Consider the following 13,503-nt stretch of genomic DNA (forward strand, 5'->3'; position numbering starts at 1 on the left):
GACGGCGTCAGCCGATCAGGCTCGGCCGCAGGTCGCGCAGCGTGCGGAAGTGCGTCATGCGCGTGACCCCGACAGCCGCGACCAGCAGGGCGACGAGCATCCACAGCGCGAGCACACCGGCGTCGGCCCAGGCTGTGGCGGGATTGCCGCCGTACATGAGCTGACGCATCCCGTCGACGGCGAACGACATCGGGAGCACGTGGTGCAGCGCCGCGAGCGGCCCGGGCAGCGTCTGCCACGGGAACGTCCCGCCGGCCGTCACGAGCTGCAGCACCATCAGCACGAGCCCGAGGAACTGACCCACGCTGCCGAGCCAGACATTGAGCGCCAGGATGATCGCCGCGAACGTGAGGGACGCCATCGCCATCATCCCGAACATCCCGAGTGGGCTGTGGATGGTGAACTGCAGCGCCCAGGCGACCACGGCGAACAGACCGACCATCTGGATCGCGCCGAGGAGTCCGGGCGTGAGCCAGCCCGCGAGGGTGATCTTGATCGGCGAGTGCAGGGCGGTGATCGCGCGGCGCGACACCGGCTTCACGATGAGGAACAGGGCGTAGATGCCGATCCAGGCCGCCAGCGCCACGAAGAACGGGGCGAGCCCGGCACCGTAGGTTCCGGCGGAGGTGACCGAGGAGTTCTGCAGGTCCACCGGGTCGGCGATCGTGGCGGCCTGCTTCTTCTGCAGTTCGGGTGAGTTGTCGGGGATCTGCGCGACCCCGTCGTTCAGGCCGTCGCGCAGTTGCGTCGTGCCGTCCTCCAGTACGGTCAGCCCGTCGCGCAGCCGGTCGGCGCCGCTCGCCGCCTGCTGCGCTCCCGAGGCGACCTGGGCTGCACCGCTCGCGGCCTCCTGAGACTTCGCGGCGAGCGTCGCGCTTCCGGATGCGACCTGGTCCGCCCCTGCCGAAAGCTGGTCCGCCTTGCCGACGAGCGTCTGCACCTGGGCGTTGCCGGCCTGCAGCTGGCCGCCGAGGTCGTCCAGCGCTGCCGTGGCATCGGCGATCTGCTGAGGGGTCGCCCCTGCGTCGGTGAGTTGCTGCAGGATCTCAGCCCGAACCGAGGGTGCGGCGGCGGCGGCGGACTGCGCGGCGGCCCCAGCCTTGTCGGCCGCCTGCGCGAGTTGCTGATTGCCGGCCGCCACCTGTGCGGCGCCGGCCGAGAGCTGCTGGGCGCCCGCGGCGAGCTGGGCGTTCCCGTCGGAGAGCTGTTGCGACCCGGTGGCCAGCTGCGCCGTGCCATCTGCAAGGGCGGACGCGCCCGACTGCGCGGTCGTGCTGCCGTCGACGAGCCGGCTCGCGCCATCCGTCGCCGTCATCAGGTTCGAGCGAATGTCCGCCAGCCCGAGCAGGAACTGCGATGCGGCCTGCTCGTTGACCTTCTTGACGATGGAGGTACGGATCTTCTCTGCGGCCTGTTCGCCGATCGTCGATGCGAGGTAGCTGTTCGTGTCGTTGGTGGTCAGCGTGACCGTCGCCCGCTGCGGGTTCTCTCCCGAGGCGGAGGCCAGCGACTCGGAGAAGTCCGCGGGGAAGGTGATGCTGAAGTCGTAGGTCGACGTGTCGACACCGCTCGCGGCCGAGCCGGTCGACACCACGTGCCAGTCGAACGACCCGTCTTTCACGAGTTCGTCGGCGACCTCTTTCCCGTAGTTGATCTTCTCGCCGTCGACGGTCGTGCCCGTGTCGTCGACGACGATCGCCGCCGGCACCTGGTCGAGGCGGTCGTATGGGTTCTGGTTCGCCCAGAGGTAGAGGCCGCCATAGAGGATGGGCACCGCCACCAGGGCGATGAGCGCCACGATCGACATCGGGCTGGCTGTGAGGCGGCGCAGCTCCGCCGCGATCATCTGGGGGATCTTCATTCAGGGTCCTCTGCGAGGGGGCTCGCGTGCAGGTCGGGGTCGTGGGGGGCGGGCGACGGATGCGCGGCCGCGACGATCACGTCGGGAAGCTCATCCGTGTCGTCGCGTCCGGGGTCTTCGTCGAAGGTCAGGGACGCCGGAGCGGCGTCGGTCGAGACAGTGGTGGCATCGTCGAGCCGCGCGACCAGCGAGGTGGCCGCGATCGCCGCGGCAGACGCATCCCCGGCCACGATCAGGATCGCGAGGCCGCGTCCGGCGAGTTGGCGCGCCAGTTCCCACCACTCGTTCGGATCGCCACCGTGGCGGTCGGGTGACGTGATGACCAGACCTTCGACGCCGGAGCGCAGCAGAGCGAGCTCGGTCAGGAGCCGGATGCGCACGGTCGGCGGAACGGTGCCGATCGCGGCGCGTGCCCACTCCGGTACTCCCAGCTCGCCGATCGCGCGGTTCACGGCGACGGGGTTGGACGGTCGCCCGGCGAACATGAGCTCTTCGGCCACGATTCCCGCGACGGTGATGTCGGGGGCGGGCTCGCACACATCCGGTGCGTCGATGAGGGCGATGCGCTTGCGCATGTCGGAGTAATCGGTGGCGCCGTCGATGGTGACCGATCCCGCATCGGGACGCATGCGTCCGGATGCGATCAGCCCGAGCACGGTCGGTCGCTGCTCCGTCTCGGCGCGGGCCAAGGTCACCTCGCCGGTCTGGAAGGTCGCGGAGGTCGGCGGAAGCGCGGAATTGCGGGAGCCCTTGGCAACCCGGTCGAGCACGATCTTCATACCGGCTCCTCCTGAAGAGCGAGTTCCGGGGTCTCGGCGACGAGCTCGTCGGCGTCACGCCAGCCGAGCCCTGCGGCGCTCAGGCCGGACAGCATCACGAGCCGGTGGCCGGCATCGCGGGAGAGGCCGGTGCGGGTGGCTTCGTCGAGTACCGCGATGGCGGCGTTCTCGATGAGGCGGGCGACCGTGTCCACGTCGATGTCTTCGCGCAGACTGTGCTCGGCGACGCCGCGTTCGACGGTCTGGCGGAGCCGGCGGCGGGCCGGCTCGAGCGCCTCCGCTACACGTGCGCGGTGCGGGCCGCGAACGGCGAGCTGCGCGTTCACCCGCACGTGCTCGACTTCGGACCACAGGGTCGCACCGAAGAGCGCGATCTCGACCCGGGCATCCGGATGCGCCACCGGCTCGAGCAGGGCCGCCACCCTGGCCGCACCCCGCGTGAACACGTCGACGAGCAGGTCGTCGCGGGTCGCGAAGTGCCCGTAGATGGCACGTCGGCTGAGGCCGGCGCGCGCAGCGATGGTCTCGAGCGAGGCGTCGATGTCGTCGTTCAGGGCCGCGGCGGCCGCGGTGAGGATGGCCTCGCGGTTCTCCGCAGCGTCGCGCCGGGGCGCGCGTGTCGAAGGAGGAGTGGTGGGCATGACCCCATCGTAGTAACTTGCACAGTGTTGTGCAAGTTAGCAGGATGAGGCCGCTGGCCGGGTGGGGAAAACGGGCGCGATAGGATCGAGTGCGACGGTGAGAAGGCCGCAAGGCGGCCGGTCCGGCGCGCTCCATCCCCATCGAGAGGACTGAACAGTGCCCGCGATCGTGATCATCGGTGCCCAGTGGGGCGACGAAGGCAAAGGCAAAGCGACCGACCTCCTCGGCAGCCGAATCGACTATGTCGTCAAGTTCAACGGCGGCAACAATGCCGGCCACACGGTCGTCATCGGCGACGAGAAGTACGCGCTTCACCTGCTGCCGTCCGGCATCCTGACCGCGGGTGTGACACCAGTCATCGCCAACGGTGTCGTCGTCGACATCGAGGTGCTGTTCGAAGAGCTCGACGCTCTCATCGCCCGCGGCGTGGACGTCTCGCGCCTCAGGATCAGCTCGAACGCGCACGTGATCACGCAGTATCACCGCACCATCGACAAGGTGACCGAGCGCTTTCTCGGAAAGCGCCAGATCGGCACCACGGGTCGAGGGATCGGCCCCACCTACGCCGACAAGATCAACCGGGTCGGCATCCGGATTCAGGATCTCTTCGACGAGAACATCCTGCGTCAGAAGGTCGAGGGCGCTCTCGACCAGAAGAACCACCTGCTCGTCAAGGTCTACAACCGCCGGGCGATCTCGGTCGACGAGGTCGTCGAAGACCTGCTCAGCTACGCCGAGCGCCTGCGTCCCATGGTCGTCGACAGCTCACTGCTGCTGAACGAGGCCCTGGTCGACGGCAAGTACGTGCTCTTCGAGGGCGGCCAGGCGACGATGCTGGATGTCGACCACGGCACGTACCCGTTCGTCACCTCCTCGAACTCGACTTCGGGCGGCGCTGCCACCGGTTCCGGCATCGGCCCGAATCGCATCGACCGGGTGATCGGCATCGTCAAGGCGTACACCACCCGGGTCGGCGCCGGGCCGTTCCCGACCGAGCTGTTCGACGAGTGGGGCGACTTCCTCCGCGAGCGCGGGTTCGAGTACGGCACCACGACCGGACGTCCGCGCCGCACGGGCTGGTACGACGCTCCCGTCGCGCGCTACACGGCCCGCATCAACGGCGTCACGGACTTCGTGCTCACCAAGCTCGACACGCTCACCGGGATCGAGCGCATCCCGGTCGCCGTCGCCTATGAGGTCGACGGCGTGCGACACAACGAGGTTCCGGCCTCGCAGAGCGACTTCCACCACGCAGCGCCGATCTACGAGGAGTTCCCCGGCTGGACCGAGGACATCAGCGGCGCCCGCACCTTCGACGACCTGCCGAAGAACGCTCAGGACTACGTTCTCGCCCTCGAGCGCTTGTCCGGTGCACGCATCTCAGCGATCGGCGTCGGCCCGGCCCGCGACGAGATCATCTCCCGCTACGACCTCGTCGACTAGCTTCGAGGCGGCCGACGGCCGCGACTCGCGGCAGATCGACCTTCACGGGCGACGGGAAGGTCGATTCGCCGCGACTCGGCGACTAGAACCAGGTGCTGAGTCGCGGCGGGACGGCGGTACGGAAGAGGCGATCGAGCGCATCCGCGTCGCCCTCGATCTTGCCGGCCGTCGCGAGGCCGCGGGCGGCGTCATGACCGAGATAGATGCTTCCGAGCGAGCTGACGGGAAGGGTCACGTCGGGCGAATCGGCCGTCTCCTCGACGTGCGCCCGACCGCCGCTGACGCGGAGCCGGTAGCGGCCACCGGCGAAGCCGAGTGAGTCGGTCACGCCGAGAACGAGCTCGCCGTCCTGCTCGTACCCGCGCGCGGTCAAAGCGGCCGGAACGTCGAGGATGCGCACCCAGAGGTGGTCTTCGACACTCGTCACGCGGGCGCCACGCACGTCGGAGACGAGGAAGGGCAGCGGCTCGTCCACGCCCCGGGTCGTGATGTGCACCTCTGCGACGAGGTCGAGTTCGAGGAGGAAGCGCCAGAGGGCGGTGAACGCCGCATCCGTCGTGGCGGCGAGGTAGTCGACCTCGACGGAGTGCCGCACGAAGTCGTCACCGTCCTTGACGAGGTAGCTCACGAATCCCTCCGGTTCGCCCTCGGGGGAGTCGTAGCGCACGAGCTGGTACTTGTCGGCGTCCGAATTGCCTTTCAGCGGACCCAGGAGCCGGTCGGCGAGATACGGCGACAGGCCGATCTCGCCCGCGCGGCCCGCCATGACGCGCTCGAGCACGCGGTGCCCGGTCTCACGGTAGGCGGCGGGGTCGGTGAACGACAGCCGGCCGCCCGTCGGCGGACCCGCCCAGCGCACGCGCTTCGTGTCGACGCGCCACTCGCTCGCGAACGTGGCGGGGCCGAAGCCCCAGCGGCCGTAGATCACCGACTCGGAGACGGTGAGGATCGCGATGGGCACATCCAGCGCCTTCGCGGTGCGCAGTTCGCCGCCGAGCAGGGCGGTCGCGATGCCGCGCCTCCGGTGGGTCGGAGCGACCGTGACGGAGCTGATCGCCCAGCCGGGAACGGTGCCCCCGCCGGGAACCGTCACCGGCGCGATCCAGGAGTTGACGGTGCCGATCGGCGAGGCCGCGGAAGGGATCGCGTCGTCGTAGACGGCGGTCGTGCGGCGATCGCGCAGGTAGTCTCGCGCCTCGGCCAGCACCTCGGGTTTGGGATGCTCGCTCAGGAACCCGCGGAAGTCTGCGGCGATCCACTGGTCGAACGCGGCGTCGTCGGTCGTGTCGACCAGCGTCAGTCTCAGGCCCGCCTCCGACACTGCGCGAGCGGATTCGTCGTCGATGGGTCGGCTGAGGGCTGTCTCGTTCACTCGACCACCGTATCCGGTGCCGATGGTGGGCGTCGAGGTGCACCGGAGTGAGGGTCCGCCTCCGCCGCAGGGATGACGGCCGCCGGCCGAACATGGGGCGACAGGCCGATGTGTCGGCGGCGAGCGATCGCGAGCATGGAGGAATGACAGCTGCCCCCTCCTCTTCACCCGTTCTCTCGGCGGGCTCCCTGGTCAAGACCTATGGCACCGCAGTCGCCCTCGGCGGCGTCGATTTCCGGGTGGCCGCAGGCGAGTCGGTCGCCATCATGGGTGCGTCCGGATCCGGAAAGACGACCCTGCTGCACTGCCTCGCCGGAATCATCCAGCCCGACTCGGGAACGGTCCGATTGGTTGCTCCGAGCGGCCTTGTCGACGTCGCGACCCTCTCGGAGAAGGAGCGCTCGCGGTTGCGCCGCGAGTCGTTCGGCTTCGTCTTCCAGCAGGGCTTCCTGCTCCCTGAGCTCACTGCGGTCGAGAACGTCGCGCTGCCGCTGATGCTCGGCGGCACCGCCCGTGCGCAGGCCGAGCAGGAGGCGGCCGGCTGGCTCGCCGCTCTCGGTCTCGCGGGCTTCGAGACGCGCCGGATCGGCCAGCTCTCGGGCGGCCAGGCGCAGCGGGTCGCGATCGCGCGCGCCCAGGTGACCGGGGCATCCGTCGTGTTCGCGGATGAGCCGACCGGCGCACTCGACTCGAACACCTCTGCCGAGGTGATGGATGCGCTGATCGGCTCCACCACCGGCCGCGGCCGTTCGCTCGTCGTCGTCACCCACGACGAGAACGTTGCGGCTCGCTGCTCCCGGGTGGTCCAGCTCGCGGACGGCCGCATCGTCGACGAGGCGGTGACGGCGTGACCACACTGAGGCTCGCCTGGCTCCTCTCTCGCCGCACCGCCTCCGATCGCACCACGATCGCGCTGCCGGTGATCGCCTTCGCCGTGGTGACCGCGCTGCTGCTGATCGTCAGCGGCGGAGCGCAGGCCTTCTTCAGCTGGAACGACGAGATGGCCGGGCTGCACCAGCTGCTGGCCGTCGTGGCTCTCGCGTTGCTCGTCGTGCCGCTCGTCGCGTTGGGCGGGTCGGCCGCGCGGCTCTCCGCCCGTCGCCGTGACGACCGGCTTGCCAGCCTGCGGCTGCTCGGTGCGACGCCCGGCACGGTGAGCGCGCTCACCGTGATCGAGTCGACGGTGCTCGCCGTCGCGGGCGCGCTCGTGGGCGTCGTGCTCTATCTCGTGACCCTTCCGCTGGTCGGCCTGATCCCGTTCCGGGGCGCGCCGCTCGGCGCCGCGGCGGTGTTCCTGCATCCACTGCTCATCGCGCTCGCCGTGGTGGCGATCGGTGCACTCGCAGCGGCCAGCGCGATGGTGGGGCTCAGAAGCGTCATCGTGTCGCCGCTCGGGGTGCGCACCAAGCAGACGGCGCCCCGGATGCACTGGGCACGGCTCGTCGTCGGCGTCGTCGTGGTGGTCGTCACCTTCCTCGCGATGGGCGTCATCCAGCGGGTGTCGGGTTTCGGGATCATTCTCGCCGTGCTCGCACTCGGATTCGGCGGGACCATCGCTGTGCTGAACCTCGTCGGACCGTGGGTGATCCGCACGGTCGCCTCCGGTCAGGCCAAGCGTGCGACGACCGTGGCGCGGCTGCTGAGCGCTCGCAGCATCCTCGAGTCGCCGAAGGCCGCCTGGCGGCAGGTCGCCGGCGTCGCGATGACGAGTTTCATGGCCGTGTTCGCCGGGGTCGGTGTCGCCCTGCTCGATGTGACCACCGACGATCGCCACACCGATCAGGCGTCTCTGCAGCTCTTCGCGGATGTGCGCACCGGCGTGATCATCACGGTCGCCGTGTCCTTCCTCATGGTCGCCTGCTCGGTCGGGGTCAATCAGTCCTCGGCCGTGCTCGATCGGCGGGAACTCTACGTGAGCCTCGACCGGCTCGGGATGCCGGAAGACACCATGAACGCGGCCCGGACCCGCGCGGTCATGTCGCCCCTGCGCATCACGACGATCGGGTCGGCGCTCACGGCGGCCATCGTGATCCTGCCGCTGTCCGGATTCGCGTTGCTCGTGGCCCCGGCGAGCATCGCGATGATCGTCGGCTGCCTGGCCGCGGGCATCCTGATCGTCTGGCTCGGGCTGTACGCCACCCGCCCGGTGCTGTCGCGCGTGCTCGCCGACCACTCGCCGTCGCTCTGAGGCGTGCCGAAGCCCCATTCTCTGATTCCCGAAGAGGGTTTTGACGTGACTCACCGGATGCTCCGGATAGGGTCGAAGGCATGGGTGATGACGCAAACGAAGAGGCCAAGGCGATCGAGCGGCTCGGCAGCATCCGGCAGAGCATCGACAACATCGACGCCGCGCTCGTCCACCTGCTCGCAGAGCGCTTCAAGTTCACGCAGCAGGTCGGGACGCTGAAGGCCGAGTACGGCCTGCCGCCCGCCGATCCGGAACGCGAGAAGGAGCAGATCCAGCGCCTGCGTGCCCTCGCCGAGGAGAGCCACCTCGACCCCGCGTTCGCCGAGAAGTTCCTCACGTTCATCATCGCGGAGGTCATCCACCACCACGAGCGGATCGCCACCGAGAGCACGCGGTGACCTGGGATCCCGAAGCCCTGCCCCACGCCGTGGGCAAGACGATCGCGGTCACCGGAGCCAACGCCGGCATCGGCTATTTCTCCAGCGAGCAGTTCGCGCGCGCCGGGGCGCACGTGATCCTCGCCTGCCGTGACCCGGAGCGCGCAGAGGCCGCCGTCTCGGCCATCCGGCGCCGCGTGCCCGGGGCGAGCGTCGAAGCGATGCCCCTCGACGTCGCCGACCGGTCCTCGGTCGCCGCCGCAGCAGCCGCCCTGGCGGAGCGCGAACACCTCGACGTCCTCCTGCTCAACGCGGGCATCGTGCACGCACCCAACCAACGGGCGACGGATGCGTACGGCAACGAGCTCGTGCTCTCCACCAACGTGCTCGGTCACTTCGCGCTCACGGCGCTCACCATGCCCGTGCTCGAGCGCACTGCGGGCGCCCGCGTGGTCTCGCTCGGGTCGCTCGCCACGCTGCTGGCGCGCTTTCCCCTCGACGACCTCCAGCTCGTGGACGACTACACCTCGTGGAAGGCCTACGCGCAGTCGAAGATCGCCATGCAGACCTTCGGGTTCGAACTGCACCGACGGCTGCGCGCGGCGGGCAGCGGCGTCTCCAGTCTGGTCGTGCATCCGGGATACTCGACCTCCGGACGCACCCCGGGCATCCGCGGTGTCAACCAGCCCTCCCACGCGAAGCGCTTCGTGGACAACCTGCAAGCCGCCTGGACGCAGGGAAAGGATCACGGCGCGTGGTCGCCGGTTCGGGCATCCCTCGACCCGGATGCGCAGAGCGGCCAGTTCTACGGTCCCCGCCTTGCGACGAAAGGGCGGCCCTTCCTCGACCGGGCGACGCGCACGAGTCGCAGCCCGCGCGTCGGAGCGCGGCTCTGGCCTCTGCTCGAGGAGTACTCGGGCCAGCGCTTCGAATTGGGCTGAAACGCTTCGAAGGCTATACACCAGAGCGTCACCGGATGCTCCCAGGCGCCGTTCAGATCACGGGTATGGGCTATGTACATGGATATCGCTTACACCGCAATTGCACACGCTTCTGGTGGGGGACGGGACGGTCACGTCCGCAGCGAAGACGACCGTCTCGACCTCGACACCCGCCCGCCCAAGGAGATGGGCGGTTCCGGAGAGGGAACGAACCCCGAGGAGCTGTTCGCTGCAGGATTCGCGGCCTGCTTCCTGAGCGCGATCCACGCCGTCGGCCGCAAAGAGAAGATGGACACGACCGACGCAGGGGTCTCCGCGAGCGTCGGCATCGGCCCGAACGGCGAGGGCGGATACGGTCTCGCCGTCGAACTGGACGTGTACATCCCGCGCGTAGGCCGTGACCAGGCCGACGAGCTGATCGAAGCCGCGCACCACGTCTGCCCGTACTCGAACGCGACCCGTGGGAACATCCCGGTCAAGCTGACCGTCGTCGAGTAGGGGTCGACGCCGGGCGGCGACGCTGCCTGCGCTAGCTGGTCGCGACGCGGCCGACCTTCTCGGTCTTGTCCCAGCGCGCCTCGGCGTGGCTGAGCTCTTTGAGGTACGAGTCGAACGTGATCGCGCAGAGCAGCGACCCGTACCCGGCCAGGAAGATCAGGGTGGGTGTCAGCCAGCGACCCGCCCAGGTGGGCTCGACCGCGCGTGCCAGCCAGGCGACGACCATCGAGAACGGGATCCAGATGTAGATGCACAGCGTGAGCACGAAGAGCGTGTTCTCGCTGAGCGTGACCCCGAACGCCTGGGGCAGCCACATGAGCAGCAGCGGCGGGAACAGGGCGACGAGCATCACGATCATGTTGACGATGCCGGGGAAGAGGAGCACCGCCACCCACGCCCGTCGGCTGGTGCGCGCATCCGTCAACGACCCCAGGGTCAGGATGAAGATGTAGGCCAGGGCGGCGGAGATCCAGAGGAAGCGGAAGGCGGTCGTTGCGATCGGCGGCTGCAGGAAGAGCAGCGCGGCCAAGCCGATCGACGACACGATCATGATCAGCGGCAGCAGCCACAGGCTGAACCAGGCGATGCCGAACGTCCAGGCGCCGAGGTGGTGCACCCGCGTCGGGTGGAACCACACCTTGCGGTAGCGGGCGGTCACCGTCACGTTGCCGCGTGCCCAGCGGAGGCGCTGCTTCCACAGAGCCACGACCGTGCGAGGCTCCTCGGCGAGCACGATCGCCAGCGGCTCGAAGACCACCTTCCTGCCGGTCAGCTGGGTCTCGAACGTCGTGATGGTGTCTTCGGCGAGCGATGACGTGTCGATCCGGCCGCCGATCGCGATCAGATTCTCGCGGGTGTGCAGCTGGGCGCCGCCCGCGAGACAGGCCTGTGCGCCCAGCACGTTCTGAGCGCGGCGAGCCGCCGGCTGCGAGAGCACGTACTCGACGCCGATGAACTTCGTGAGGTAGTTGCGGTCCTGGCTCCCCTCGCGGATGTACGCGGAGACCGCGCCCACGCGAGGATCCGCGAGGTGACGCGTCATCCGGCGCAGTGAGGTGGGGGTGTAGATGACGTCGGCGTCCATGATCAGAAGGGCCTCCATCCAGTCGTCCTTGAGGATCTCCCGGATGCCGTGGTTCAGCGTGTGGGCCTTGCCCTCGCCGCCCTTGTCGCGGCGCAGCAGCATGACGTTGCCCGGATAGAGCGCCGCCTTCGCGCGCACCACATCCGGAGTGGAGTCGGTGCTCGCGTCGTCGACGACGTAGATGCGCAGGGCCTCTCGCGGGTAGTCGAGCATCATCAGCCGGTCGATGGATGCGCCGATCACCGCACCCTCGTTCCACGCGGGCACCACGATGGCCACCCTGGGCAGGTAGGGCTTCGCCTCGCCGTAGTGATTGATGAACGCGTGGAACGGGATCGCGACGAAAGTGGCCGCCGCCGAGATCACGGGGACCAGCCCGCTCAGCGCCAGAACCAGGCACACGATCACGAGAGTCCAGCTGAGAACCGTCAGCACGTCCATGCGCGAACCCCCTTATGCCTTCCGCCACGATACCAAGTGTCCGAAACACGCGAGCGGATGTCGGGCGGCACCGATAGCGTCACCTTGTGAAGGTCGCACTGCAGTTCATCGCCATGGGTCTCGTCTGGGGCGCCAGCTTCCTGTTCATGAAGGTGGGCCTCGAGGGCGTCAACTTCGGACAGGTGGTCTGGGCGCGCCTGGTGTTCGGCGCGATCACACTCGGCATCATCGCGCTGATCACGCGCAGCCGGCTCCCCAAGGAGCCGATCGTCTGGCTTCATTTCGTCGTGGTCGCGATCACGTACTGCGTCATCCCGTATCTGCTGTTCGCGTGGGCGGAGCAGTACGTGTCGTCGAGTCTCGCGAGCATCTACAACGCGGTGACGCCGATCACCACGGCGATTCTCGTCACGCTCGCCTTCCGTGTCGAGAAGCTGAACCGCGACCAGGTGCTCGGCGTCGCGATCGGCGTGGTCGGGGTGATCGTCGTGGTCGGGCCCTGGCAGGTCGCGGCGCTCTCGGGAAGCCTCTGGGGCCAGCTCGCCTGTCTCGGGGCGGTCACCTGCTACGGATTCAGCTTCGGCTACATCCGCAAGTTCATCAGCCACCGCCAGATGCCTGCGACCACCATCGCGGTCATGAACATCGGCGTCGCGGCAGTGATCATGATCCTGCTCACGCCGGTGCTCGCCGTGGGGCCGATCACCTTCAGCTGGCCGGTGCTCCTCAGCCTGCTCGCGCTCGGCGCGCTCGGCACCGGCGTCGTCTACATCTGGAACATGAATGTGCTGCGCGCGTGGGGTCCGACGGCGACGTCGGGCGTGACGTATGTGACGCCCGTGGTCGGCGTGGCGCTGGGCATCCTCATCCTGCACGAGACGCTGTCGTGGAACGAGCCGGTCGGGGCGCTGATCGTGCTGGCGGGCATCCTGCTCACCCAGCGGCGGGTGCGGCTGCTCACTCGCAGGCCGCACGAGCGCGCGGTCGCCGAGCGGATCGCTCGGTGAGGGGCCGGCCGTTCCTCCTCGTCGCGTTGTTCGCCGCGGCCATCGTCGCGGTCTCCGGATGCACGGCCACGGCAAGTGTGCACCGAGCGGGCGAGGCGACGTCGGCAGCCGCTGACGCTTCAGTCGGAGCGACCTATTCGGCAGCGGACCTGTCGCGGCTGCTGGATCGCGCATCCGTGAAGCTGGGGGTGACGGGCCAGCTCGTCGGCGATGCGGAGCTCAAGGACGCGGCGCGCGAACTCGGCGGAGCCGAGGGCCTCGGCCGGTTGCTCGGCGACCCGGGCGTCACCTTTTCGTCGGCGTCGTGCGGAACGCTGATCCGGGATGCGCTGTCGGCCGGAACCCCGAAGGACACGATCGCGGCGCAGCTGACCGCAGGCTCCAGCTCGATCACGGTCGCCGCCAACGACGGAGAGCCGCTGTCGCCGGCGCAGAAGTCGTCGTGGATCGAGCCGCTCGACACGATGCTCAGCGAGTGCCCGCACCTCACGATCGATTTCGACCTGGCCGGTAAGAAGACCACGGCGGACATGACCATGAAGAAGGTCGCGACGTCGACGACGGCGGACTCGACCGTCGGAGTCGTACAGACGATGACGTTCGCCCTCGACGGCGCGACGGTGGCAGCGGTCAACACGGTGGTTCAGGCGGTCTCGGGCAACCTCTTCGTCACGGTGATGAACACGAGGACGAATCAGGCGACGGAGTGGGCGGGAACGGATGCCCCGCTGGACCCCGTCGACGCTGTGAACGCCGTGGTCGAGTCAGCCGATTAGCGGCGTCGGCGTCGGAGGAATCGGGCGACACGCCGCCGGATCCTCCTTCGCGACGGACGAATCGGGCCGGTGGGGTCGATTCTTCCGTCGCAAC

Annotated in this window: 13 protein-coding genes; 8 read left to right on the forward strand and 5 right to left on the reverse strand. The window is 68.9% G+C overall.

Going from position 1 to position 13,503, the window contains the following annotated elements:
* Nucleotides 1-7: 7 nt before the first annotated feature.
* The 3 genes from ACFVV0_RS16500 to ACFVV0_RS16510 are packed head-to-tail and all read right to left on the reverse strand — an operon-like array spanning nt 8 to nt 3,281.
* Nucleotides 8-1,861 (reverse strand): YhgE/Pip family protein, encoded by a 1,854-nt coding sequence (locus ACFVV0_RS16500; RefSeq protein ID WP_387065446.1) that lies wholly within the window; start codon nt 1,859-1,861, stop codon nt 8-10.
* Nucleotides 1,858-2,640, reverse strand: coding sequence for a hypothetical protein (locus tag ACFVV0_RS16505; RefSeq protein ID WP_387065448.1), 783 nt, complete (start codon nt 2,638-2,640; stop codon nt 1,858-1,860). The genes ACFVV0_RS16500 and ACFVV0_RS16505 overlap by 4 nt, the downstream gene beginning before the upstream one ends.
* Nucleotides 2,637-3,281 carry a TetR/AcrR family transcriptional regulator gene (locus tag ACFVV0_RS16510; RefSeq protein WP_387065450.1) on the reverse strand — a complete coding sequence of 215 codons (645 nt, stop codon included), beginning with the start codon at nt 3,279-3,281 and terminating at the stop codon, nt 2,637-2,639. Before ACFVV0_RS16510 ends, ACFVV0_RS16505 begins: the two co-directional genes overlap by 4 nt.
* 157 nt (nt 3,282-3,438) lie before the next feature.
* Between ACFVV0_RS16510 and ACFVV0_RS16515 the strand changes: the two genes are divergently transcribed.
* Complete coding sequence (locus tag ACFVV0_RS16515; protein ID WP_387065452.1) at nt 3,439-4,725, forward strand: adenylosuccinate synthase; 1,287 nt, start codon at nt 3,439-3,441, stop codon at nt 4,723-4,725.
* A gap of 82 nt (nt 4,726-4,807) precedes the next feature.
* On the opposite strand, the gene ACFVV0_RS16520 is transcribed toward ACFVV0_RS16515, so the two are convergent.
* Nucleotides 4,808-6,097, reverse strand: coding sequence for a GNAT family N-acetyltransferase (locus ACFVV0_RS16520; protein WP_387065454.1), 1,290 nt, complete (start codon nt 6,095-6,097; stop codon nt 4,808-4,810).
* A 143-nt stretch (nt 6,098-6,240) separates the two neighbouring features.
* Between ACFVV0_RS16520 and ACFVV0_RS16525 the strand changes: the two genes are divergently transcribed.
* The 5 genes from ACFVV0_RS16525 (at nt 6,241) to ACFVV0_RS16545 (ending at nt 10,101) form a co-directional block, all read left to right on the forward strand.
* Nucleotides 6,241-6,948 (forward strand): ABC transporter ATP-binding protein, encoded by a 708-nt coding sequence (locus tag ACFVV0_RS16525; protein WP_387065456.1) that lies wholly within the window; start codon nt 6,241-6,243, stop codon nt 6,946-6,948.
* Nucleotides 6,945-8,285, forward strand: coding sequence for a permease (locus tag ACFVV0_RS16530; RefSeq protein ID WP_387065458.1), 1,341 nt, complete (start codon nt 6,945-6,947; stop codon nt 8,283-8,285). Before ACFVV0_RS16525 ends, ACFVV0_RS16530 begins: the two co-directional genes overlap by 4 nt.
* Nucleotides 8,286-8,365: 80 nt before the next feature.
* Complete coding sequence (locus tag ACFVV0_RS16535) at nt 8,366-8,683, forward strand: chorismate mutase (protein WP_387065460.1); 318 nt, start codon at nt 8,366-8,368, stop codon at nt 8,681-8,683.
* Nucleotides 8,680-9,603, forward strand: a complete 924-nt coding sequence (locus tag ACFVV0_RS16540) for an SDR family NAD(P)-dependent oxidoreductase (RefSeq protein ID WP_387065462.1) — start codon at nt 8,680-8,682, stop codon at nt 9,601-9,603. Before ACFVV0_RS16535 ends, ACFVV0_RS16540 begins: the two co-directional genes overlap by 4 nt.
* Before the next feature lie 78 nt (nt 9,604-9,681).
* Nucleotides 9,682-10,101, forward strand: coding sequence for an organic hydroperoxide resistance protein (locus ACFVV0_RS16545; RefSeq protein ID WP_387065464.1), 420 nt, complete (start codon nt 9,682-9,684; stop codon nt 10,099-10,101).
* A 31-nt stretch (nt 10,102-10,132) separates the two neighbouring features.
* On the opposite strand, the gene ACFVV0_RS16550 is transcribed toward ACFVV0_RS16545, so the two are convergent.
* Nucleotides 10,133-11,626 (reverse strand): glycosyltransferase, encoded by a 1,494-nt coding sequence (locus ACFVV0_RS16550; RefSeq protein WP_387065466.1) that lies wholly within the window; start codon nt 11,624-11,626, stop codon nt 10,133-10,135.
* A gap of 86 nt (nt 11,627-11,712) precedes the next feature.
* On the opposite strand from ACFVV0_RS16550, the gene ACFVV0_RS16555 reads away from it, so the two are divergent.
* Nucleotides 11,713-12,633 (forward strand): DMT family transporter, encoded by a 921-nt coding sequence (locus ACFVV0_RS16555; RefSeq protein ID WP_387065468.1) that lies wholly within the window; start codon nt 11,713-11,715, stop codon nt 12,631-12,633.
* A complete protein-coding gene (locus ACFVV0_RS16560) occupies nt 12,630-13,409 on the forward strand; it encodes a hypothetical protein (RefSeq protein ID WP_387065470.1) in 780 nt (259 codons plus the stop codon). The genes ACFVV0_RS16555 and ACFVV0_RS16560 overlap by 4 nt, the downstream gene beginning before the upstream one ends.
* Nucleotides 13,410-13,503: the final 94 nt, after the last annotated feature.

Origin of the sequence: Leifsonia sp. NPDC058230 (assembly GCF_042882245.1) — a bacterium.
In the GTDB taxonomy this organism is placed as follows: domain Bacteria; phylum Actinomycetota; class Actinomycetes; order Actinomycetales; family Microbacteriaceae; genus Leifsonia.

Bases quoted from the DNA above. Each gene is read 5' to 3' on its own strand.
- ACFVV0_RS16500 (WP_387065446.1), bottom strand. From the start codon at position 1,861: ATGAAGATCCCCCAGATGATCGCGGCGGAGCTGCGCCGCCTCACAGCC.
- ACFVV0_RS16505 (WP_387065448.1), bottom strand. From the start codon at position 2,640: ATGAAGATCGTGCTCGACCGGGTTGCCAAGGGCTCCCGCAATTCCGCG.
- ACFVV0_RS16510 (WP_387065450.1), bottom strand. From the start codon at position 3,281: ATGCCCACCACTCCTCCTTCGACACGCGCGCCCCGGCGCGACGCTGCG.
- ACFVV0_RS16525 (WP_387065456.1), top strand. From the start codon at position 6,241: ATGACAGCTGCCCCCTCCTCTTCACCCGTTCTCTCGGCGGGCTCCCTG.
- ACFVV0_RS16535 (WP_387065460.1), top strand. From the start codon at position 8,366: ATGGGTGATGACGCAAACGAAGAGGCCAAGGCGATCGAGCGGCTCGGC.
- ACFVV0_RS16545 (WP_387065464.1), top strand. From the start codon at position 9,682: ATGGATATCGCTTACACCGCAATTGCACACGCTTCTGGTGGGGGACGG.
- ACFVV0_RS16550 (WP_387065466.1), bottom strand. From the start codon at position 11,626: ATGGACGTGCTGACGGTTCTCAGCTGGACTCTCGTGATCGTGTGCCTG.